General features: G+C 58.5%; 20 protein-coding genes, 1 tRNA gene and 3 pseudogenes. 16 read left to right on the forward strand and 8 right to left on the reverse strand.

Going from position 1 to position 22714, the window contains the following annotated elements:
* Window positions 1-117 precede the first annotated feature (117 nt).
* The 4 genes from KW838_RS17995 (at window position 118) to KW838_RS18010 (ending at window position 4055) form a co-directional block, all read left to right on the forward strand.
* The gene (locus tag KW838_RS17995) at window positions 118-462 is read left to right on the forward strand and encodes a ribonuclease E inhibitor RraB (RefSeq protein ID WP_007971898.1); all 345 of its coding nucleotides are present in this window, start codon (window positions 118-120) and stop codon (window positions 460-462) included.
* A 414-nt stretch (window positions 463-876) separates the two neighbouring features.
* Entirely contained in the window at window positions 877-2286 is a 1410-nt protein-coding gene (locus KW838_RS18000; protein WP_007971899.1) for a circularly permuted type 2 ATP-grasp protein, read from the forward strand.
* 12 nt (window positions 2287-2298) lie between these two features.
* The gene (locus tag KW838_RS18005; RefSeq protein WP_007971901.1) at window positions 2299-3249 is read left to right on the forward strand and encodes an alpha-E domain-containing protein; all 951 of its coding nucleotides are present in this window, start codon (window positions 2299-2301) and stop codon (window positions 3247-3249) included.
* Window positions 3246-4055 (forward strand): transglutaminase family protein, encoded by an 810-nt coding sequence (locus tag KW838_RS18010; RefSeq protein ID WP_007971903.1) that lies wholly within the window; start codon window positions 3246-3248, stop codon window positions 4053-4055. Before KW838_RS18005 ends, KW838_RS18010 begins: the two co-directional genes overlap by 4 nt.
* Window positions 4056-4178: 123 nt before the next feature.
* Here the strand turns inward: KW838_RS18010 and KW838_RS18015 are convergent.
* Window positions 4179-5001 (reverse strand): annotated as a pseudogene (locus KW838_RS18015) (cytochrome c).
* Between the two features lie 603 nt (window positions 5002-5604).
* On the opposite strand from KW838_RS18015, the gene KW838_RS18020 reads away from it, so the two are divergent.
* From KW838_RS18020 to KW838_RS18030, 3 genes are all read left to right on the forward strand, one after another.
* Window positions 5605-6810: an acetyl-CoA C-acetyltransferase gene (locus KW838_RS18020; RefSeq protein ID WP_102673289.1), complete on the forward strand. Its 1206-nt coding sequence runs from the start codon at window positions 5605-5607 to the stop codon at window positions 6808-6810.
* A 24-nt stretch (window positions 6811-6834) separates the two neighbouring features.
* A complete protein-coding gene (locus KW838_RS18025; protein WP_218502082.1) occupies window positions 6835-8979 on the forward strand; it encodes a 3-hydroxyacyl-CoA dehydrogenase NAD-binding domain-containing protein in 2145 nt (714 codons plus the stop codon).
* A 95-nt stretch (window positions 8980-9074) separates the two neighbouring features.
* Entirely contained in the window at window positions 9075-9803 is a 729-nt protein-coding gene (locus KW838_RS18030; protein WP_218502085.1) for an amidotransferase, read from the forward strand.
* A 150-nt stretch (window positions 9804-9953) separates the two neighbouring features.
* Here KW838_RS18030 and KW838_RS18035 read toward each other — a convergent pair whose 3' ends face one another.
* The 3 genes from KW838_RS18035 to KW838_RS18045 all read right to left on the reverse strand — a co-directional run bounded on the left by KW838_RS18035 (window position 9954) and on the right by KW838_RS18045 (window position 12715).
* Window positions 9954-10925, reverse strand: a complete 972-nt coding sequence (locus tag KW838_RS18035; RefSeq protein WP_102702385.1) for a magnesium and cobalt transport protein CorA — start codon at window positions 10923-10925, stop codon at window positions 9954-9956.
* Window positions 10926-11088: 163 nt separating this feature from the next.
* On the reverse strand, window positions 11089-11811 hold the full coding sequence (locus tag KW838_RS18040; protein WP_102702386.1) for a 1-acyl-sn-glycerol-3-phosphate acyltransferase: 723 nt from the start codon (window positions 11809-11811) through the stop codon (window positions 11089-11091).
* 214 nt (window positions 11812-12025) lie between these two features.
* A complete protein-coding gene (locus KW838_RS18045; RefSeq protein ID WP_218502087.1) occupies window positions 12026-12715 on the reverse strand; it encodes a crotonase/enoyl-CoA hydratase family protein in 690 nt (229 codons plus the stop codon).
* 308 nt (window positions 12716-13023) lie between these two features.
* Between KW838_RS18045 and KW838_RS18050 the strand changes: the two genes are divergently transcribed.
* Window positions 13024-13113: transfer RNA gene (locus tag KW838_RS18050), tRNA-Ser, on the forward strand.
* A 519-nt stretch (window positions 13114-13632) separates the two neighbouring features.
* Here the strand turns inward: KW838_RS18050 and KW838_RS18055 are convergent.
* Both KW838_RS18055 and KW838_RS18060 read right to left on the reverse strand, forming a co-directional pair.
* Window positions 13633-14664, reverse strand: a complete 1032-nt coding sequence (locus KW838_RS18055; RefSeq protein ID WP_218502089.1) for a DUF4062 domain-containing protein — start codon at window positions 14662-14664, stop codon at window positions 13633-13635.
* A gap of 352 nt (window positions 14665-15016) precedes the next feature.
* Window positions 15017-15286: pseudogene (locus KW838_RS18060) on the reverse strand (site-specific integrase); the annotation flags it as partial.
* Window positions 15287-15592: 306 nt separating this feature from the next.
* Between KW838_RS18060 and KW838_RS18065 the strand changes: the two are divergent.
* Together KW838_RS18065 and KW838_RS18070 are read left to right on the forward strand one after the other, a co-directional pair.
* Window positions 15593-15790, forward strand: a complete 198-nt coding sequence (locus KW838_RS18065) for a type II toxin-antitoxin system HicA family toxin (protein WP_218502281.1) — start codon at window positions 15593-15595, stop codon at window positions 15788-15790.
* Window positions 15787-16118: pseudogene (locus KW838_RS18070) on the forward strand (type II toxin-antitoxin system HicB family antitoxin). The gene KW838_RS18065 and the pseudogene KW838_RS18070 overlap by 4 nt, the downstream one beginning before the upstream one ends.
* Before the next feature lie 138 nt (window positions 16119-16256).
* Here KW838_RS18070 and KW838_RS18075 read toward each other — a convergent pair.
* A complete protein-coding gene (locus KW838_RS18075; RefSeq protein WP_218502092.1) occupies window positions 16257-16841 on the reverse strand; it encodes a hypothetical protein in 585 nt (194 codons plus the stop codon).
* 157 nt (window positions 16842-16998) lie between these two features.
* On the opposite strand from KW838_RS18075, the gene KW838_RS18080 reads away from it, so the two are divergent.
* The 6 genes from KW838_RS18080 (at window position 16999) to KW838_RS18105 (ending at window position 19444) form a co-directional block, all read left to right on the forward strand.
* Window positions 16999-17319 (forward strand): YbjQ family protein, encoded by a 321-nt coding sequence (locus KW838_RS18080; RefSeq protein WP_218502094.1) that lies wholly within the window; start codon window positions 16999-17001, stop codon window positions 17317-17319.
* Between the two features lie 144 nt (window positions 17320-17463).
* Window positions 17464-17652 carry a hypothetical protein gene (locus KW838_RS18085; RefSeq protein WP_033047548.1) on the forward strand — a complete coding sequence of 63 codons (189 nt, stop codon included), beginning with the start codon at window positions 17464-17466 and terminating at the stop codon, window positions 17650-17652.
* A 312-nt stretch (window positions 17653-17964) separates the two neighbouring features.
* Window positions 17965-18333, forward strand: coding sequence for a hypothetical protein (locus tag KW838_RS18090; RefSeq protein ID WP_015096085.1), 369 nt, complete (start codon window positions 17965-17967; stop codon window positions 18331-18333).
* Window positions 18334-18445: 112 nt separating this feature from the next.
* Entirely contained in the window at window positions 18446-18913 is a 468-nt protein-coding gene (locus tag KW838_RS18095) for a YMGG-like glycine zipper-containing protein (RefSeq protein WP_218502097.1), read from the forward strand.
* A gap of 16 nt (window positions 18914-18929) precedes the next feature.
* Complete coding sequence (locus KW838_RS18100; RefSeq protein WP_102702390.1) at window positions 18930-19112, forward strand: hypothetical protein; 183 nt, start codon at window positions 18930-18932, stop codon at window positions 19110-19112.
* Window positions 19113-19219: 107 nt separating this feature from the next.
* Entirely contained in the window at window positions 19220-19444 is a 225-nt protein-coding gene (locus tag KW838_RS18105) for a hypothetical protein (protein WP_218502100.1), read from the forward strand.
* Here KW838_RS18105 and KW838_RS18110 read toward each other — a convergent pair.
* The gene (locus tag KW838_RS18110; protein ID WP_218502111.1) at window positions 19425-22655 is read right to left on the reverse strand and encodes an RHS repeat-associated core domain-containing protein; all 3231 of its coding nucleotides are present in this window, start codon (window positions 22653-22655) and stop codon (window positions 19425-19427) included. The two genes, KW838_RS18105 and KW838_RS18110, sit on opposite strands and share 20 nt — an antisense overlap.
* Between the last annotated feature and the right edge of the window lie 59 nt (window positions 22656-22714).

Below are 22714 nucleotides of genomic sequence, written 5' to 3' on the forward strand. Positions count from 1 at the left end.
GGTCTTGTCAGCTCCATGCTTGTTTCCCGCCGGCACATCGTTTGCCGTCGCTCGCGCTGTTCGGTTGCGGGTGAGGGAGTACGGAAAGTCTATCCATCGTTTTGAGGAGGACGTTTCATGAGCACAGCCTATCAAGAAGACATCAGCAGCAGCGTGTTGCGCCGCATGAAAGAAGGCGGTTTTGACTTTTCGCGGTTTCATCCCATCGAGTTCTACGCCATTTTCCCGGACGAGGAGCGGGCACGCAGGGCGGCAGGTCATTTCCACCGTGGTGAATCCCTGGATGCGCAAGTCAGTGTGCGCGACGATGGCGCCTGGGCGCTGGAGTTGTGCAAAGTCATGTATGCGACCTACGACGACATCGGCGACTTCGAACAGGGTTTCGAAGCGGTTGTCGAGCCGTTGGGCGGCATCATCGAAGGCTGGGGTGTGAAACAGGAGGTACGAGGGCGACTCGCATAAGCTTATGAACAGTGACAACCGGCATTGACGGCTGACCTTCGGGTTGGCCGTTTTCATTTATGGCCTGTAGGAGCTGCCGAAGGCTGCGATCTTTTGATTTTGATTCTCAACATTTCAACAAGGCAAAAAAAAGCCGCCTGAGCAGGCGGCTAAAAGGGAAGTTCAGTGTGCTTTTCAGCGAATGCCTGGATTATCCGCACCCGTTACCGGGCAGTGAAATCATCTCTGGCTATGCTGGTGATAGGCGATAACCACGCCTTGCAATGAAGCGGGGGCGATCAGATTGGAGCATTTGCCGCACAGGAATGGTGCGGTACTTGCGCATTGATTATCCAACTGATTGATATCAAAGCGTTTATGCCGCTGGCACGGGCCTTGCGAAGGTCTGGACGTCCGAGTGACAAGGAGTACGGCATGATCCGCACCTATTTTGATGAGATGTACGATGCCGGCGGCCAGGTCCGCCCGCATTATCGGGAGTTTGCCCGTTGGCTGGCCGAGACGCCTGACGAGCTTCTGGCACAACGGCGACGCGAGGCCGATCTGTTGTTTCATCGCGCCGGGATTACCTTCACGCTCTACGGGGACGAGCAGGGCACAGAGCGCCTGATTCCCTTCGACACCATCCCCCGCAGCATCCCCGCCAGTGAATGGCGGGTCGTCGAGCGCGGGTGCATCCAGCGGGTCAAGGCGTTGAACATGTTCCTCGCCGACCTGTATCACGAGCAACGCATCATCAAGGCCGGCATCATTCCGGCCGAGCAGGTGCTGGCCAACGAGCAGTACCAGTTGGCGATGCAGGGGCTGGACCTGCACCGCGATATCTACTCGCACATCTCCGGCGTCGACCTGGTGCGCGACGGTGACGGCACGTATTACGTGCTCGAAGACAATCTGCGTACACCGAGCGGCGTCAGCTACATGCTCGAAGACCGCAAGATGATGATGCGCCTGTTCCCCGAACTGTTCGCGGCGCAACGCATCGCCCCCATCGACCACTACCCGAACCTGTTGCTCGATACCCTGAAAAGCTCAAGCCCCATCGACAACCCCAGCGTGGTGGTGCTGACACCCGGCCGCTTCAACAGTGCGTTCTTCGAGCATGCATTCCTGGCGCGGGAAATGGGTGTGGAACTGGTGGAAGGTGCGGACCTGTTCGTGCGTGACGACAAGGTCTTCATGCGTACCACCGACGGGCCGAAAGCGGTCGACGTGATCTATCGTCGCCTCGACGACGCCTTCCTCGATCCGCTGGCCTTCAACCCGGAATCGATGCTCGGCGTGCCGGGGCTGCTGTCGTCGTACCGCTCCGGCAACGTGGTATTGGCCAATGCCATCGGCACGGGGGTGGCGGACGACAAATCGGTGTATCCGTTCGTGACCGACATGATCCGTTTCTACCTCGATGAAGAACCGATCCTGAAGAACGTGCCGACCTGGCAGTGCCGTAATCCGTCTGAACTTTCCCACGTGCTGGCCAATCTTCCAGAGCTGGTGGTCAAGGAAACCCAAGGCTCCGGCGGTTACGGAATGCTGGTGGGGCCGGCGGCGACGGCGGCGGAAATCGAAGCCTTCCGTGCGCGGATCATCGCCAAGCCCCATGCCTATATCGCACAACCGACACTGTCGCTGTCGACCTGTCCGACCTTTGTCGAAAACGGCATCGCGCCACGCCATATCGACTTGCGGCCGTTTGTCCTGTCGGGTCGTGAGACCCGGGTGGTGCCCGGCGGCTTGACCCGTGTCGCCCTGCGCGAAGGCTCCCTGGTGGTCAACTCTTCCCAGGGTGGCGGAACCAAGGACACCTGGGTGGTCGAGGATTAAAGGAAGCCTGCCATGTTAAGTAGAACTGCCTCGGATTTGTATTGGATGTCGCGTTACCTGGAGCGGGCGGAAAACCTCGCACGGATGCTCGACATCAGCTATTCGCTGTCGCTGATGCCGCAAGACGGCCGTGGCGACGGTTTGCACGAACTGGCCATGCCGCTGTTGATCACCGGCACCCTGGACGATTACCTGGAACGCCATGGCGAACTGCATGCCGAACGGCTGCTGCATTTCTTCGCCCTGGATGCGGCCAACCCGGCGAGCATCTACAGCTGTCTCGGTGCCGCGCGGGCCAGCGCCCATGCGGTGCGTGGGCGCATCACCGCCGACATGTGGGAAAACATCAACGCCACCTGGCTGGAAATTCGCGGCATCGCCGAACAGGGCCTCAGTCGCTACGGGATGAGCCGTTTCTGCGAGTGGATCAAGGAACGTTCCCACCTGTTTCGGGGCGCGTCCTACGGCACCATCATGCGTAACGATGCGTTTCGCTTCATTCGTCTGGGGACCTTCATCGAGCGAGCGGACAACACCTTGCGCCTGCTCGATGCCCGTTACGAAATGGCCGGCGACCAGGCCGAAGCGGTCAGCGATGGCACCGCTCACGCGTATTACCAGTGGAGCGCGTTGTTGCGGGCGTTGTCGTCGTTCGAGGCCTACACGGAAATCTACCGTGACGCCCCTGGCGCCCGGCATGTTGCCGAATTGCTGTTGCTGCGCGCCGACGTGCCGCGTTCCCTGCGCGCCTGCACCGAAGAGATCGACCAGATCCTCGCGCAATTGCCGGGGGCCAACGGTCGTCCGGCCCAGCGCCTGGCGGCAGAAATGGACGCACGCCTGCGCTACACCGGCATCCATGAAATTCTCGAAGAAGGCCTGCACGCCTGGCTGACCGAGTTCATCCCGCTGGTGCGCCAGTTGGGTAACGCGATTCACAGTTCTTATCTGGAGGCGGCATGAGACTTTCCATTAGCCACGAGACCACCTATCACTACGAAGACAAGGTGCGGGCGAGCATCCAGTACCTGCGGCTGACGCCCCACGACAGCGAGCGCCAGCACGTGCTCAGCTGGCAGCTCGACCTGCCGCGTCCGGTGCGGGCGCAACTCGATCCGTTCGGCAATATCCTGCATGTGCTGACCATGGATGAGCCCCACGAGGCGATCATCATCGGTGCCCGCGGCCAGGTCGATATCGATGAACTACGTGAGGCCGAACACGAGAGTCAGTCGGCACTGCCGTTTCTGCGCTTCACCCGTTTGACTGAAGCCGATGGCGCCCTGCGTGCGTTCGCCGAGAAGGAATGCAAGCAGCGTCGCGATCGCACGGCGTTGATCGATCTGATGCATGGCCTCAACCAGCATATGACCTACACGCCGGGTTCAACGGAAGTGGACACAAGCGCGGCCCAGGCCTTTGCCGGACGCTCCGGCGTGTGTCAGGACCATACCCATGCGTTTCTTGCCTGCACCCGCAGCCTGGGCATTCCTGCACGCTATGTGTCGGGCTATTTGTACAGTGAAAGCAGCGAACACCTGGCCAGCCACGCCTGGGCCGAAGCCTGGCTGGATGACGCCTGGTACAGCTTCGACGTGACCAACGAACTGGCCCGGCCGGAACGTCACCTGAAACTGGCGGTGGGCCTGGATTACCTGGATGCCTGCCCGGTACGCGGCATGCGCCGGGGCGGCGGGTGTGAGCAGATGCACGCGAAGGTGCTGGTCTCACCGACGCCAGCGCCGGTGATTTCGGTGCAGCAGCAATAACTAGAGGTCTGCAAAATCCTGTGGGAGCGAGCTTGCTCGCGATGGCGACCTTTCAGTCGATACTACCGTGACTGACACACCGCTATCGCGAGCAAGCTCGCTCCCACAGGGATCATGTCAGTGCTAGTGCTGAATCTTGCGCCCAACCATATGCTGCAAATACCCCACCAGCATCCCCAGGTCCCCATCCGGCAACACCTCGGCCGAGAACCCGGGCATCTTCGCCTGCGGCCACTGGCGCAAGCTCTGTGGATCGCGAATGTAGCGCTTGAGGAAGTCCGCGCCGAAGTACTCGGTCGGGCTGTATGGAATATTCAGGTCCGGCCCGAACTGCGCATCCCCGGCGCCATTGAGTCGATGGCACGCCAGGCAGTTCTTCTGGAACAAGGCAAAACCCTTGTTCACCGGATCATCGGCCTTCAAGGACGGATCGGGCAGCAGGGCAGGGAAGCGCTCGGCCACGGGCGCCAGGCGCTTGATGCTCGCCACCTGGAACGGCCATTGCTCGGGGCTGATGTTGCCGGCCTGCGGATCGGTCCAGACCAGATAGAACGGTCCGGCACCCGGCTTGCCTTCCGATAGCGCCGGCCACGGTTTGGCCGGGTCTTCAATCGCCAGCCAGGCCCGTGCCCCTTGGGTATTGAGCAGCGGCGCCGCGGCCATTTCGGCGGCAAAGCCATCCAGGGCCACGGCTTGCAGGTGGTCGTCAGGCTTGATGCCGGTCAGCAGGGCGGACAGAGGCACGGCGCGGTAGCTCATGTCCCGTTTGTAGGAAACGTCGTTGCTGATGGTGATGGTTTGCACCTGAGGATGCTTGAGCAATTCCTCCGTCTGCCAGGTGCGACTGTTTGCGCCCAGCTCCAGATTCAGCTGTGCGGCATAAAGGGGCGAGCCGATCAGCAGGGCCCCGAGCAGAATGAGCATTTTCAAAGTGATCGCCGTCCATGTCGTGGAAGTGCCATGAAGGGTGGCACAGCCACGCTGGCCCGGGTAGCGGGCCAGTCACATTTTGATAGTGGCAATTCAAAAACTGTGACGCCGTATCTTTTAGACGCGACTAGCCGATCACCTTGGTCAGGTTCGGCAGTATCAACAACAGCGTGGTGGCAAAAAGAATGAGCCCGGCTTGACGTACTTTCGATTGTTTGAACATGGCTTGACCGCCTTTATTGTTATTTCCTGATGCCTGCCTGCATATCTCCATGATGGCAGCGCGTTGCACTTCCTGTAGTGACGAGCGCCTCGGCAAAACCCGACGACAACTTCGTACAAGTTCACCTTAGAGCCCGCGCAGCGCTTGGTTTAGATCCATTTCGTATGGTGTTGTCACGATTCGCTTTAAAAAAGGTATGAGGCCTATTGCCAGCTTCTTTGCCGCCCGTTGGCTAGACAGCTTGGTGTCCTGAATCGGTTAATCCGGTCGTTCATGACCGTCCGTCTGAGCGTGTGCGTCAACAACTGTGAGCGCTGCGGTCATTGAATCAAGCGCGGCTCGGGCCAAGAGTGGGCACTCTGCCTTTACTCTCCTGCACTGCGGTTCGAGGACGTCATGACCCAAGCATTGATTTTCGACGCATTACGCACGCCCCGTGGCAAAGGCAAGGCCGACGGCGCCTTGCACAGTGTCAAGCCGGTGAACCTGGTGGCCGGTTTACTCACCGCGCTGCAGCAGCGCACGGCGCTGGACACCAGCCAGGTCGATGACGTGGTGCTCGGCTGCGTGACACCGATTGGCGATCAAGGCTCTGACATCGCCAAGACCGCCGCCCAGGTGGCCGATTGGGATGTCAGTGTGGCGGGGGTACAAATCAACCGTTTCTGCGCTTCGGGGCTGGAGGCGGTCAACCTCGGCGCAATGAAAGTGCGTTCCGGCTTCGAGGATCTGGTGGTGGTCGGTGGCGTCGAGTCGATGTCACGGGTGCCTATGGGCAGCGATGGCGGCGCCTGGGCGCTGGACCCGGCGACCAACCTGCACAGCCATTTCACGCCCCAAGGGGTGGGTGCCGACCTGATCGCCACCCTTGAAGGCTTCAGCCGTCAGGACGTCGATGCCTACGCCCTGCATTCCCAGCAGAAGGCAGCGCGGGCGCGGGCCGACGGTTCGTTCAACAAGTCGCTGGTGCCGGTGCAGGACCAGAACGGCATCATCCTGCTCGATCACGATGAGTTCATTCGCGCCGAATCGACCCTGGAAGGCCTGGGCAAGCTCAAGCCGAGTTTCGAGATGATGGGGCAGATGGGGTTCGATGCCACCGCGCTGCGGGTCTATAGCCATGTCGAACGGATCAATCATGTTCACACCCCGGGCAACAGCTCCGGGATTGTCGATGGCGCGGCGCTGATGCTCATCGGCTCCGAAGCCAAGGGCCGGGAGTTGGGGCTGCAGCCCCGGGCGCGGATTGTCGCCACGGCGGTCACCAGTACCGACCCGACCATCATGCTCACCGGCCCCGCGCCGGCGACCCGCAAGGCATTGGCCAAGGCCGGTCTGCGGGTCGAAGACATCGACCTGTTCGAGGTCAACGAGGCGTTCGCTTCGGTGGTGTTGAAATTCATCAAGGACATGGCGGTCGATCCGGACAAGGTCAATGTCAACGGCGGCTCCATCGCCATGGGCCACCCGCTGGGCGCCACCGGTTGCGCCATCCTCGGCACACTGCTGGATGAACTGGAAGCCCGACGCCTGCGTTATGGCCTCGCGACCCTGTGTGTCGGCGGCGGCATGGGCATTGCCACCATCATCGAACGCCTCTGAGCCCGGACTTCAAGGAACCCAATTATGAGCGAAGCCATTCGTTACGAAAAAGGCCAGGACCGCATTGTCGTCCTGACCATCGACCTGCCGGACCAGAGCGCCAACACCATGAACGCGGCGTACCGCGAGGCCATGGCCGACTGCGTCGCGCGCCTGGTGGGCGACAAGGACAACATCGCCGGTGTGATCATCACGTCGGCCAAGAAAACCTTCTTTGCCGGCGGCGACCTCAATGAATTGATCAAGGTCGGCAAGCCCGAAGCCAAAGCCTTCTACGACATGGTGCTGACCCTCAAGGGGCAGTTGCGCACCCTGGAAACCCTCGGCAAACCGGTGGTTGCGGCGATCAACGGCGCGGCACTCGGCGGCGGCTGGGAGATCTGCCTGGCCTGCCATCATCGGGTGGCGCTGGATAATCCTGCGGTGCAACTCGGCCTGCCGGAAGTCACCCTCGGCCTGCTGCCGGGCGGTGGTGGCGTGGTGCGCATGGTGCGCATGCTCGGGATCGAAAAAGCCCTGCCGTACCTGCTGGAAGGCAAGAAGGTGCAACCGCAACAGGCATTGCAGGCAGGCTTGATCGACGCGTTGGCGACCGACCGCGAAGATCTGTTGGCCAAGGCGCGGGCGTGGATTCTGGCCAATCCGACGGCGGTACAACGCTGGGACGTGAAGGGCTATCAGATTCCGGGCGGCACACCGTCAAGCCCGAAAGTCGCCCAGATGCTGGCGATTGCCCCGTCTATCCTGCGCAGCAAAACCCAGGGCACGATGCCCGCGCCGGAGAAAATCCTCTGCGCAGCGGTCGAGGGCGCGCAAGTGGATTTCGACACCGCGCACCTGATCGAAACCCGCTACTTCACCGAGCTGACCACCGGCCAGGTCTCGAAAAACCTGATCGGTACATTCTGGTTCCAGCTCAACGAAATCAACGCCGGCGGCTCGCGGCCTCAAGGTTTTTCGCCCTATGTCACCCGCAAGGTTGGCGTGCTCGGCGCCGGGATGATGGGCGCCGGCATTGCGTTTGTCAGCGCGTCGGCGGGTATTGAAGTGATACTCAAGGACATCAACCTCGCCGCAGCCGAGAAAGGCAAAGCGCATTCGGCAGCGCTACTGGACAAGAAAGTCGGCCGCGGACAAATGAGCATCGAGCAGCGTAACGCGGTGCTGGCGCGCATTCAAACCAGCGAAAACGATGCCGACCTGGCCGGTTGCGACCTGATCATCGAGGCGGTGTTCGAGGATCGTGACCTGAAGGCCAAAGTCTCGTTGGCCGCGCAGAAGGTCGTCGGCGCGGACGCAGTGATCGCGTCCAACACCTCGACCTTGCCGATCAGCGGCCTGGCGTGCGCCGTGCCCGACCAGAGCAAGTTCATCGGCCTGCACTTTTTCAGCCCCGTGGAAAAAATGCCGCTGGTGGAAGTCATCAAGGGCGCCAATACCAGCGACGAAACCCTGGCCCGCGGATTCGATTACGTCCTGCAAATCAAGAAGACCCCGATTGTGGTCAACGACAGCCGCGGTTTCTTCACGTCGCGGGTGTTCGGCACCTTCACCAACGAAGGCATTGCCATGCTGGGCGAAGGTGTGAACGCGGCGATGATCGAGACTGAAGCACGCAAGGCCGGCATGCCTGTAGGGCCGCTGGCGATCTCCGATGAAGTTTCCCTCAGCCTGATGAACCATATCCGCCTGCAAACGGCCAAGGACCTGCAAGCAGAAGGCAAGCCGCTGACAGAACATCCTGCGTTTGCCGTCATCGACTTGCTGCTCAATGAGTTCAAGCGTCCGGGCAAGGCTGCCGGTGGCGGTTTCTACGAGTATCCGGTGGGCGGCCAGAAACACCTGTGGCCGGAGTTGAAAAAACGCTTCGAGAAAGCCGACGGGCAGATTTCGCCAGTGGATGTGCGTGATCGCCTGCTGTTCGTGCAAGCCATCGAAACCGTGCGTTGTGTGGAGGAGGGCGTGTTGACCTCGACGGCGGACGCCAACGTCGGCTCGATCTTCGGCATCGGTTTCGCCGCCTGGACCGGCGGTGCACTGCAGTTCATCAACCAGTACGGCGTACAGGACTTTGTCGCCCGCGCCCAGTACCTCGCCAAGCAGTATGGCGAACGCTTCGCGCCACCTGCATTGCTACTGGAAAAAGCGGCGAAAGGGGAGGCCTTCTAAGGGCGCGATGACACATTTCGGGGCTTGCCTTGTCACCGTGTTTCAAGGCAGGCTCTGGGGTGTGCATTATTCCCATCACGTGTCAGGTATTTTTTATGTCGTTACGCATCTGCATTCTGGAAACCGACCACCTGCGTCCGGAATTGGTTGACCAATATCAGGGCTACGGGCAGATGTTCAAACACCTGTTTTCGCAGCAGCCGATTGCCGCCGAGTTCACCGTCTACAACGTGGTGCAGGGTGAGTACCCAAGCGACGACCTGACATTCGACGCCTACCTGGTGACGGGCAGCAAGGCCGATTCCTTCGGCACCGACCCGTGGATCGAAACCCTCAAGAAGTACCTGTTGACCCGCTACGAGCGTGGCGACAAGTTGCTCGGCGTCTGCTTCGGTCATCAGTTGCTGGCATTGCTGCTCGGTGGCAAGAGCGAGCGTGCGACCCAGGGTTGGGGTGTCGGCACCCACAACTACAAACTGGCCGCCAAGGCGCCATGGATGAGTCCTGTACGCGAGGAACTGACACTGCTGATCAGCCACCAGGATCAGGTCACGTCGCTGCCGGAAAACGCCACGGTCATCGCCTCCAGCGATTTCTGCCCCTATGCCGCCTATCACATCAACGACCAGGTGCTGTGCTTCCAGGGGCATCCGGAATTCATCCACGACTACTCCCGCGCCCTGCTGGAGATTCGCCAACAGGCACTGGGTGAGCAGATCTACTCGAAAGGCATTGCGAGCCTGGAGCAGGAGCACCACGGCACCACGGTTGCCGAATGGATGATGCGGTTTGTCGCGCACAAGCCGACCGCAGTCAAAGGCTGAAATCATCGCGAGCAGGCTCGCTCCCACAGTGGATCTTCGGTGTTGCAGAGATCAATGTGGGAGCGAGCCTGCTCGCGAAGGTCGTGAACGATAACGCGCCAAACCTGACAGCCCGCGGTGCTCTCAGGTTTTTCGCGAGCGAGCTCGCTCCTACAGCCAGCCCGATTTCTTGAAACTCGCCCACAACCCCACGCAGCCCACCGTAATAAACCCCAGCACCCCGAAATAGCCGTAGTGCCAGCCCAACTCCGGCATGTTCTGGAAGTTCATCCCGTAGATCCCCGCCACCGCCGTCGGGAAGGCCAGAATCGCCGCCCAGGCCGCAAACTTGCGTTGCACCACGCTCTGGCGAGAGGCCTCCAGCAGCACCCCGACCTCAATTGTCTGGCTGGCAATATCCGCCAGGGTCGTCAGGTCTTCCATTTGCCGCGTTACATGGATCTGCACATCGCGAAAGTACGGGCGCATGTTCTTGTCGATGAACGGGAAGCTCAGCTTTTGCAGTTCCTCGCCAATCTCCACCATCGGCGCCGCGTAACGACGCAGGCGCAAGACATCCCGGCGCAAGCCATGAAGTTTCTGAATGTCATGCTCATTCAGTGCACTGCAAAGTACGTTGCGTTCCAGCTCATCGATTTCAGCATGGATGGCTTCACCCATTGGCTGGTAGTTTTCGATGACGAAGTCGAGGATGGCGTAAAGTACGAAATCTTCTCCGTGCTCCAGCAGAATCGGACGTGCCTCACAGCGCTGTCGGACATAGGCGTAGGAAGCCGAATGGCCGTTGCGTGCGGTAATGATGTAACCCTTGCCCGCAAATATATGTGTTTCGATGAACTCGAGTTTGCCTTCATTGCGAATCGGCGAGTACGTAACGATGAACAACGCATCGCCGAAGGTTTCCAGCTTCGGCCGGCTGTGTTTTTCCAGGGCGTCTTCAATGGCCAGCTCGTGCAGGTTGAACTGGCGTTGCAGGTTGTAGAGTTCCTCGGCATTCGGCTCCTCGAGGCCGATCCAGACAAAGTGCCCGGGCTTTGCCGCCCAGGCTGCGCCTTCGTCGAGGGTGATATTGGTGACTTTCTTACCGGCGCTATAAACCGCAGCAGCAACAACTCTACCCATGATGGTGATTCACTTCTTCTTGGCAGCTTTCAATTGGCAACAAATGCAACGGCAGTGTCGATCAGCTTAGCCTCGCAAGGGTTTGAGAGTCAGTTAAATCTGCCGAGTTCGCCGGTAAAGTCTCGCAGGCAAAAGAAAACCCGCACCAGGCGGGTTTTCTTGTTCAGGCGGCTTGCAGTTGCCGGTCCATCGATTCGATGCATTCACGCATCTGCTCGCGGCACTGGGCAATCAGCAGGGGCATGTCGTCCAGGCTCAATCCGGCGGTGGGAATCGCCGGCAACGAGCGAATCAGGATTTTCCCGCTGCGCCAGCGGTTCAATCGCATGTGTTTGACGTAACTGCTGACACACACCGGCACGATGGGTACTCCGGCGGCAATGGCCATCTGGAAGGCGCCTTTCTTGAAGGGCAGCAACTCCTCGCCCAGGTTGCGCGTGCCTTCCGGGAACACCCAGATCGAGGTGTCTTTGTTTTGCAGGGTGTGGGTGGTGGTCAACATCGACTTGCGCGCCTTGTGCGCGTTGCCGCGGTCGATCAGCACATTGCCGGCCAGCCAGAACAGCTGCCCGAACAGTGGCACCCATTTCAGGCTCTTTTTGCCGATGCACACGGTACGGCGGGGCACCACGTTGCCAAACACAAACAGGTCGTAGTTGGACTGATGATTGGCGACGATCACGCAGCTGTCTGGTTTATCCATCAACGGCCCGACTTCGGCCTTCACCCGCAAACGCAAAATACACATGGCCGGCCACGCATACAGGCGTGCGCACAGGCGGCTGTTGTCCGGGTTGAAAGGCCGGCACAGGCCGAGGATCACACCCAGCACACCCGCCACGATAAAATGCAGGCCCATCAATGACATACGGAACAAAAACAGCATTTACAGGCCCCACCGGGACAAAAGGTGGCGCAGTGTACGGATGTGCACTGTTTTCGGCAATTGCTGCCAGAGTCGTGAGAGATAGCCGATGTTTGTGCTGATGTTTCCGACTGATGGGTCACACACGGTCTAGAGCGGTTACAGATGTTTAACCAGGACAGGTACAAAAAAGCCCGACACGACGGTCGGGCTTTTCGTTGCAGCGGATCCGGGCTTAACCCAAATGCTCCTGGTCCTGGATGATCGCGTTGTCCAGGGCCTCCAGCAGTGCTTTGCGCACTTTCAATTTGGTGTTCTTGTGCGCGGTCATGTTGATCTTCTTCAACTGACGAGCCGCCGCCAGTGCCGTGCCTTGCAGCTCTTCAGCCGACACCACGCCATCCAGGAAGCCGGCAGCCACGGCGCCTTGCGGGTTGAACATCTCGCCGTTGACCACCGAGCGCTGAAGCGCCACTTTGTTCAGGCGGTCACGGGCGATCTCGATGCCCGCGTGGTGCATGGTCATGCCGATCTGCACTTCGTTCAGGCCGATGCTGAACGGACCGTCTACGCCGATGCGATAGTCGGCCGACAACAGCAGGAATGCACCCTTGGCCACCGCATGCCCCGGGCACGCCACGATCACCGGGAAGGGGTGCGACAGCAGGCGGCGAGCCAGGGTCGAGCCGGAGGTCACCAGTGCCACGGCTTCTCTAGGACCCGCCGTCATCACCTTCAAGTCATAACCGCCAGAGAGAATGCCCGGCTGCCCGGTAATGATCACCACTGCACGATCAGTCACTGCCCGATCCAGCGCAGCATTGAACTCGGCAATCACATCCGGGGAGATGGCATTGACCTTGCCATTGCTCAAGGTCAGGGTCGCGATACCGTCTTCGAGATGGTATGAAATCAACTCACTCATGACGCTATTCCTTTCAATAAAGTTGGGCAGACGTTACCCACCGCCGCAGGCCAGGTAAAGCGCCGTGACTGACCCGCCAGTCACCCTTTGCCCACCCGCCAGGCGCAGCCCGCCGCGCCTGCTGCGCATTCCCCTCTATATAGAGGAGGGCACGAAGCCGGAGATTGGCCGGTTTGCCATGGCCCAGAGGGAGCGCAAACGCTGAATCGCGTTAACCGCATGAAAATTCTGAAAAAAATGTTTGCCATCGGAAAAGCTTTCGACTACATTAGCGCGCCTCGACAGACAGAACATGTTTGAAGAGATACGGTGAAGTGTCCGAGTGGCTTAAGGAGCACGCCTGGAAAGTGTGTATACAGGAAACTGTATCGAGAGTTCGAATCTCTCCTTCACCGCCACATTTAGTAAACACAAACCCCTGATTTTCCTAGAGAAAGTCAGGGGTTTGTGGTTTTTTGCGTCTGAAAAAGGGCTGTATGGAACAATATGGGATTGAGGGGAGGTCGTTCATCTCGAAGCCCCAGTCGTCAGGCCTCGGTGTCGTCTACTTAGATTGGGACATCGCTCCATCAAAGAAATGCGCCGCAAAGCCGCTATGGCGTGTTCAAGCGCTTAATTCTTGAAGGGGGCAGGAAGCGCCGGATTATTGTCAAGCGGTCGGGACTGTCACCCAGGAGGATGGCATCGCGTTCTTTTCAGTGGTTTGTGGCACCCCCACCGGAAGGCGCCCCGGCCAGGACGAATATAAATAAAAGATCGATGAAACTAGGGACTGGAGTCGCCCCTAGCTTTGTAGATATCTTGGCTTCGAGCCTTAATTCGATTTTGCTTTCTCGTCCACCGACGTACTCTACTCAAGCGGTGTATTACTTGTTGGCTAGGTCGAGATTATTATTGTAGTCAACTTAAATAAGGCTCTATTCTGTTTCGGTTAGTATCTCGGATGCTTGGATACCCTCTTCCAGCAATACGCGACGAAATTCTTTAAGTACTTGCTTGCCTAGCTTAGTAAGAGACCAATAACTTGCAGTGTCGCTTACAGAGTGTTTTTTCTTAGAGGGCTCTACGAGCTCTAGTGCGGCAAGGTCGGCAAGAATGTCGATTACAATATTTTTGCCGATTGGAAAGTGTAAAGCGTAAGAAGGGCCCTCTAGATGGAGTGCAATATTTTTACCAATGTCTTCGCTGGAGTTTTCGACGATCATATTCTTCGCAACCCAATGGAACACATCTGCAAGCGTTACTTCTTTGAATGTAACATCTTCCCACTTAGGCTTGTCTCTAGTTCTTGCACCTAGACTTCTCTTGTTGGCGCTAAGAATTCGTATTGCCGAACGAACCTCGTCAACTTGCGTATCTTCTGCTCTCTTGATTTTCTCGATCTGCTCTCTGAGGCTGGCATTCTCGCTGCTCAAGCGTGTCAGCTCTTTTGTAACTTCAGCGCCAGTGACTTGGTCCGCTCTAATCCATCCAGTTCGTGGATTACCAGTGATCGCCTTCATTAAAGAAATTGAGAATTTTCCATGCAAGTCATCTTTTGATGACCAAAAATTTACCAACCTTGATTTAACTTTAATCTTGAAGCTCGCTAAACGCTGCTGGGCTTTTGTTTCAGTCTCACATCTATCTCTAGGCCATGGGGCAGAGTTGTCAATAACGAAACCCAGTATGGGAACCCCCTTTTCAATTGCGTAGTCATACTCTTTCTCGGTATAGCCAATCCCTTCTGGCGTCACAGAACCGTAGCGGTGAGCGACGATCACCGCGTAATAATCAATTTCGTCAATCTGTCTGGCGATGATCTTCCATTGCTCTTCATCTGCTGCGCTGAACATCTCCATCCCAACGGGGATATGACCCATTTCCAAGACGGCTTTTATTACTTGCTCGCGCTCCTCTACGAGATCCTGATAAGTGGAGCTGATGAAAACTTGATATTTCTTAGACATTACTAATCCTTAAGGACTAAAAAATGTGTTAGTCGGCAAATAAAAAAACGAACCTATTTACTGACCATTGAATGAAGTGAGCCGACGATAAAGCTAAATGGTACGTTTAAACGCGGCAGTGGGCTGCGCTTGACGATTGGGTGGGGATGTGAGGCAGTCAATGAAGGGCACTATTCCTGCAGATCCTTAGCTGGCGTTTTGCCAAGGCTAGCGTGGGATGCCATCATTTTACAATCCCTATTTTTTAGCGAGAACTGTGGCCGATGGCTATCCGTTAATGTTGGTGTTCCAACCTCTAAAGATTGAATGCCAACTGCAGCATTCCAACAACATCCGGTCCGTCCTCGTTGATTCACGTACCGTAGTGCTGGCGGATCATATTCCCGTTGGTATGCCCCATCTGCTCGGCGATCCAGTCGACCGAGGCCACCCCGGTAGTCAACAACTGACTGGCGTAGGTATGCCGGCATTGGCCAGGCCCTCGATAGCGAACCCTGGCCGCGAGCAAGTGAGCCTTGAAGAAATGGTCACGTACTACGAAGTCATTGACGTATGGCGGTCCGCTTTTTGTGTTCAGGAAGACGAAGTGCAATTTGTGTTGCCGCACGGTCTTCGAATCTCTCCTTCACCGCCACATTTAGTAAACACAAACCCCTGATTTTCCTAGAGAGAGTCAGGGGGTTGTGGTTTTTTGCGTCTGAAAAAAGGCGATATGGGAACAATAAGCAGCGTACCTCCTTACGCAACTCTCAGATTTTGCCTACAACTTCAGCGAGACCCACCGGATATTCTTGTAACCGCCCCAAACAAAATCTGAACCTCAGACACGAAAACGCCGCTTTCCTATTGCTGGGTAAGCGGCGTTTTCTTCGCACGTGTTGAAGGGGCGCTTCATGCGTCGGCGTTGTCATTCGCAGCTACCCCGGCCATGCTGGAATGGGCGCGTATCGAGTCCTTGCTCGGCGCAGCAGGCGCCAGAACCATTGAAGGCAATGGATCGCGAGTACGTTTTGAACTCAATGGCGTGGTGGCCACCTTTCACCGTCCCCACCCCGACAAAGAAGCCAAGCCCTACCAGGTGCGTGACGCTCGGGCTTTCCTTGAACAAGCAGGAGTTACGCCGTGAACGTGATGAATTACAACGGCTATGCAGCAGAATTGAGTACAGCGACGAAGACGGCCTGTTTGTCGGCCACATCGCAGGCATCAAGGATGTCGTTGGGTTTCACGGCGAGTCAGTCCAGGAGCTCCGAGCGGCGTTCGAAGAGGCCGTCACCGACTATCTGGAAACGTGCGCCAAGCTCGGACGTGCACCGCAGAAACCCTATTCGGGCAATCTGAGTCTGCGTCTGGCCCCCGCACTGCATGCAACGGTCGCGGTAAAAGCGCAGTTAGCGCACAAGAGTATCAATCAGTGGGTCGCCGACGTTCTTGATCGCGAAGCGCATGCCTAAGGTTGTGTTCACTGCGGTAGCTGGTCAGGTGTGACTGCGGAGTCGGACTGCCGCAATGGCATCAGTGCTTTTTGCAAAGAAATGGCCAAGCTCACTGGCCTGCACCACATTCATTTTAAATTGTGGCAGAAAAAGCCACTACGTCAGCTCAAACCGCTCTTGCGCATAGTCCTTACCTGCCAGGGTAAGTTCAAAAATGGTGGCGCCGAACGTGCCCCGAGTCACTTTTTGATTCACAAGACGTTTAGCCTGGAGTTGCTTCAGACCCTCTTCAACTTCCAGCTTGCTGAGTGAGACCAGTTTGCAAATCGAGTCCAGGTTTGCAACTTTTCTGAAGTTTGCGTGATAGGCCAAGGCTTCCATCAGCAGCGTTTGGTTATCTGTCAGCTGTGGAAACTGTGGGTTGTTCTTTTTGTAAATTTTTCGCTCTATTTCATGTAGCTCGCCGTAAGCTCCGTCGTTGCTGCGGTAGTAGTAAATCACTAAAGTCAGGGTGCAGACGAAAGCCCCGATAATCGTCAGTAGCGACCAGTTCGGTATTGGCGTTTCCAGCTGAAGCCAGCTCCATGTACGTAGCAGCCAGCCCTTGGTCTCTGCCAACAACGTCAGCTCGAAGTAAGTGTCGAGCAGCTTTGTGGCAATGATCAAGGCGATAAGGAAGCCTGCAGCCGAGTAGGCCATAGCCTTGCAAGTGAACGAGGAATGATTGCCTTCTGCCGCCATGCTGATGGTCTCCAGCGCAGGGAACCGATCTTTCAGCATAGCAGTAGGGCATCGTCCGTTACGTATCGAATCCGGTGGCCAGCAACTCGGCCAATGACCCCGTGACGTTGCCGGCGTTTGATGCGCTGGCCGAATATCTGAACAGGAATAAACAGCAATGATCACCACCACAACCCAATCCATTGAAGGCCGGCAAATTACCGCCTACCTGGACATCGTCAGCGCCGAGTCAGTGCAAGGGATCAACGTTGTTCGTGACGTATTTGCCGGAATGCGCGACTTTTTCGGCGGGCGCTCCCAGACGCTGGAGCGAGCGTTGAACGAAGCACGCGTTCAGGCCACCGATGAAATCAAGGAACGTGCACGGGCGCTTCAGGCGGACGCGGTGGTGGGGCTTGACTATGAGATCAGCATGCCGGCCGGCAAGGGCGGGATGGTCGTCGTGTTTGTGACCGGGACAGCGGTCAAGTTGCGATGAGGGATCGCAGCCATTCGTCGGTCACATGGAAATTCGAACGGAAAGTCCATTAGTGACCGGCTAGTCTGAAAATCCTTGGCGGTCGATATTTTTCAGGCAAAGGGCTTGCCGGTGTCGATCCCGCTCGTTGAAAGGGGTGAAGAGATGGCTGATCCGTATATCGAGGACGATGGCGCAGAGTTTCCGATCAACAATTGCGTGCAGTGTGGCCAGACCCAGTATGTGGCCAGTTTCGGCGAAGACCAGACAGAGGTCGACAAGATCAAGACCAGGGCGTGCCGGGTCCTGAAGGGCAAGTTCCTGCCCAAGGTGACAGCACCGGTCAGGAAGTAGGCGAACCCAGGCAGACCCCGTCATTGAACGGGGTTTTTCATGTCTGAAAGGTTTTCATGACTAATTTTTTAAAGTGGTGATCTTTCACAAACTTTTCACAACAACCTCCGTAGTCTCGACTCATCCGTTAGAAAGCAACACCTGGCCCGTTTCCCCAGCGGGCTTTTTTTTTGCCCGTCGTAAAACCTTTTCCAAAATAGCTGTCCAACCGTCGCCAATCGCGAAGTTGGACCGGCGTGCTGGACTCTATCCGCGCAAAAGCATTCAATCTCGCCCCCTTGTTGTGTACCCCTATTTTTTGAGGTTTTTGTCATGCGTTTAACACTGCCTGCTCTGGTTCTGGGGCTTCTGGTTGCTCAAGGTGCAATGGCCGGTGACGGTACTGCCGCGCTGGGTGGTGGCTTGGGCGGCGCATTGGGTAACGTGGTCGGCCAGAAGATGGGCGGCAGCACTGGCGCAGTGATCGGTGCGGGCGTTGCCGGCGCGGCGGGCAGCGCAGTTGCCGCCAAAAAAGGTCATCGCACCAGCGCAGCCATCGGTGGCGGTGTCGGCGCAGCCGGTGGTTCGGTGATCGGTAAAAGCCTGGGTGGCAAGTCCGGTGCCACCATTGGCGCAGGCCTGGGCGGTGCCTTGGGCGGCGGCGTCGGCAGCAACCTGGCCAACGGTCACAAGCGTCACTGATGCTGATCCAGATGGGAAAAAGCCCGGCTTGATGCCGGGCTTTTTCATATATGAACGATTCCCGCCGCAGCGGCTCAAATCTTCCATACTCCTGAAGAATGCGAGGCGTGCCATGAACCCCAAAACCGACGGCAAACAGAACGCAAGCCCGATGACTCGACGGTTGATGTTGCCTGCGATTGTTTTTGGATTGCTGCTCTCCCAGGTGGCGCTGGCTGGCGGTAATGGAGATGCCGCGGTGGGCGGCGGTCTTGGTGGGGTGCTGGGCAACGTGGTCGGTGGCCAGGTGGGTGGCAGTACTGGCGCAGTGATTGGTGCGGGTGTCGGCGGGGCGGCCGGCAGTGCCGTTGCCGCACCCAAGCGCAATCGCACCGAAGCGGCGGTAGGCGGTGGTTTGGGCGCGGCGGGCGGATCGGTGCTCGGCAACAGTCTTGGCGGTTCGACCGGGTCGGCCATTGGTGCCGGTGTTGGCGGTGCAGCCGGCGGTGCGATCGGCAATGATCTGGGGGATGGCAGTGGCCATTCCCATTCCGGTGGCGGACATAAACACTCGAACAAGCACCACAAAAAGCATCACTGATTGAGTGAGGCAAACCATGACTCTGGAATCCGAAGGCAAGGAAGACAAAGACCCAAGCGCACAACCATCCATCAACGATCCCGGCAATGAAGATCCGGGATCGCTGATGGATGATGCGACGGTGCCACTTAACGATGCAGATGACGCAGGCGATGTGGGAAATATCGAGTTTGATGATGAGGAAGAGGACGAAGACTGATTGAGTCCTGTTGCCGAATCAACCGATCGTCTACCGGGTCGAACGTGTCCATCGTGCAGTCCTCGATATGTCATGACCTGTGCTTGAGGTCAGATGAGAGGTGCGAGATGAACACTGATCCAAAGGCCTTAGACGATGATGAAACTCCGGAATATCCGCTGCCGTCACCTACCGATTCCTTGAGCCGCGACCAACGACCGCCGGACGACGATGTCGGCGTGGAGCAAGTGCCGGGCGACGAGAGCGACGAGAATCTCGAGGCAGATCCGCACGATCGGCGCGATGCAGATACCGATGGCGCGGCAGAGCCGGCTACTTCGAAGCGGCGGTGAGGACGTCCGGCGCTCGAATGCTTCCTGAAAGAATCGATCCGAGGGGGTCGCTCGACCCCAGCGGATCCACCCACCCCGTCGGGTTGCGGGTGTACCGATACGGGTTTAACCCACCGCCCGACCTGATCGGATCCGGTGTCAGGAAACGACCGAAGTCCGGCTGGTAATAGCGATGCCGGTTGTAGTGCAGGCCACTCTCTACGTCGAAGTATTGTCCCTGAAACCGTAAGGGTTGTTCGACTCGTTCGCCGTCGCCGCGGCTCGACTCACGGAGTTTGCCGTGGGCGGTGTATTGGGCCGACCAGACAATCGCACCGCCGTGGCTGGTCAGTTCCTGCGGGGTGCCGAGGTGGTCGAGTTGAAAGTAGTACGGGCAGGCGTGTGCCTGGCCTTTGCCGTCGAGCAGCGCCAGGGGGCGGAAGCTACCGGGCTCGCCGGGTTCACTGCGTTCGTAGATGTAGCTGCGGTAGTGCCGGGGGCCGCTTTCGGCGATCAGCCGGTCGTCTTGCCAGAGGTATTGCGTGGTGTAGCCGTCAATAATTTTCTGGATGCGCCGGCCGAAAGCGTCGTAGCAATAGCTGACACTTTTACCGTCCGGGGGGCTGACGCCGATCAGGCGGTGCTGGCTGTCGTAGGTGTATTCGGTGACCCGGGGCGGCAGGCCGCGGCGTTCGCGGATCAGGTTGCCGAAGGCGTCGTAGTCGTAGTAGCTGCCGTCATTGCCACTGCCACTGCACTGCAGGCGGTTGCCCTGGAAAACACACGGGCCAGGACGCTCGTGGATCAGCAGGTTACCGGCCGGGTCGTGGGTGAAGTGCTCTGCCCACGGATCGCGGGCGTGACGTACGCCGGTCAGGCGGTCCAGTGCATCGTATTGATAGCAGCGTGAGCCGTGGCGGCTGTCGGTAACCTTCAAGAGGTTGCCCTTGGCGCTGTAGGCATATTCGCGGCGGTACAGCGGTCGTTGTTTTTGGCTGATGACATGGGCCTGCAAACGGCCTTGCTCGTCGTAGGCGTAATCGCTGAGCAGAAGGCCCTGTTGGCGTTGCTGTTCGCGCCCGCCGACAAAACGATGGCGGGTCAGGGATGTGCCGTTGAGGTCGATGGCCGTGAGGGCGCCTCCCTTGGCGTGGTGGTAGTCGAGAATACAGGCGTCCGGCAGGTGCAGACACTGGAGCCGACCGCAGACGTCGTAGTCGTAACGCAGGGTGCCCCAGCCCTGATGCTCGGTGATCAGTCGGTCCTGAAGGTCGTATTCGAACTGCAACGGAGGGGCCAGGCCGTCATCGACGCTGACCAGTCGCCCTAGCGTGTCGTAGCGGTACTCGACCCTGACCCCATCGGGCAATGTTTTGACCCGTAACCGCCCAGCGCTGTCACGCTGATAGCCGGTAACCCGTTGCGAACCGTCGTCGCCAAACTCGGTTTTCTCCAGCAATTGGCCATTGAGGTCGTAGCTGTAAGTGGTACGACGTCCATCGAAGGCGGTTTCCTGTCGGATCAACCCTCCCGGGGTGTATTCCAGATGGTAAGTGTCGCCCACCTCGTTTTCGATCTCGGTCAGCAGCAATTGCGCATGGTCGTAGCGGTACTTCAGCGCGCTGCCGTCGGGGTTGATCCGACGACTGATCAAGTGCAGGTCGTCGGCGTATTCGTAACGGGTTACCCGTCCCAGTTCGTCGGTCTCGGCGGTGATCCGGCCGTAGGCGTTGTAGCGCCAGGCACGGCAGGCGCCCAAGGGCAGCGTGGTCCGGCTCAGTCGACCCACGGCGTCCCACTCATAACGGGCGATGGCACCGTATTCGTCTTGTTCGGTAATCCTGCGCCCCAACGCATCGTAGGAAAACATGCGCTGAGAACCATCGGGCAAGGTTTCTTCCAGCAATTGCCCCAGGACGCTCCAGGCAAACCGGTGAATGCTCTGGTCTGGAAAGCGGATCGTCAGCAAGCGCCCCAGCGAGTCGTAGGAATAGTGGGTGATCTGTCCGTCGGGATCGGTGACGGCCGTGATGTCTCCCTGGGCATTGCGCTGGTAGCTCCACGTCGCCCGACCGCGGGTACGGGCGTGCAGGAAACCGTGGTGATATTTGTAGGACGTGGGCGCCTCATCCGGTGCATGCAGCGCGATCAGTCGCCCGGCTTCGTCATAATGGTATTGGGTGACGGCGCCGAGGGCGTCCTGCTCGAAGATCAATCGGCCCAGATTGTCGTAGGCCTTGTGCTGCTCGCCTCCGTCCAGCCCGATGTGGCGCACCCATCGCGCGTATGGGTCATGAACGTAAACCTCTTGGCTGCCGTCGGCGTTGTTCACCGTCACGGTGCCTTGATCGTCCCAGGTGTAACGCGCCTCCATCTGCGCAAACGAGGCCCAATGATGGACGCAGCGGGCGGTCTTGCCGGAGCGTTCCCACGCCCAGAACAAACTCGCGCCGCCCGCCAGTTGCCGTTGCAGGATCACGTGCTGCTCGTCGTAGTCATAACGCTCGGTTTCACCCGCGGCGTTGGTCACCTCGACCAGACGCTGGCGGGCGTCGTAGCGGTAGCTGGCCAGGGTCTGTTCGGTGCGCCAGGTGTGCGCCTCGCAACCGCAACGCTGAAACACCTGATAGTCGACGGCCACCAGGTGCTTGAGGTCATAACGCAGCAGCAAGGCACGGTCAGCGCCGTTGTCCAGGCGCTGAATCCGCTCAAGGCCGTCCCGCTGTACCGTCAGGCGGTTGTCGTAGGCGTCGCTGATCGCGGTCAGTCGGCCGTCGCGGAAATGAAAAAAGCGTGCCGCGTCGCCAGCCAGGGCGAGGATCAGTTCGCCCGGTTCTTCGCCGAGGTAAATTGCCGCCCGCGAGAGTCTGTTACGGATCAACGGGCGCGCCGTCGTCGGCCATGGAAATGGCGTGCGGTGGTTTTCGGCGTCGATCCACAGCACCTGCTCGCCGTGGAATTCCAGATGCTGGGACAGCGAATGCCGCCAGCCGAAACCGAGCCCGCTGTCGAGTTCGACGGTACGGGTGCGATAGAGGCGGGTGAAGTCGAACGGCAAGATCCCGTCGAGGGTGCCGTCCGTGAGGGCCAGCGATACTTCACCGGTGACCATCGACACCGGGCCGTTGTGGGGGGCGGTGCGCTCGAGGGTATCGATCCTGGCGGTGAACCTGTGCACCTGTGTCAGGGGACCGCTGGCGGGACATGCCAATACCTTTTGGGGATCGAACATCTGCAGACTTTCCCTTGGCGGAATGTAGGACCTGAGACTCTGCGGAGGATCTTCAAGGA

Origin of the sequence: Pseudomonas sp. PDM27 (genome assembly GCF_019219205.1) — a bacterium.
In the GTDB taxonomy this organism is placed as follows: Bacteria; Pseudomonadota; Gammaproteobacteria; order Pseudomonadales; family Pseudomonadaceae; genus Aquipseudomonas; species Aquipseudomonas laurylsulfatiphila.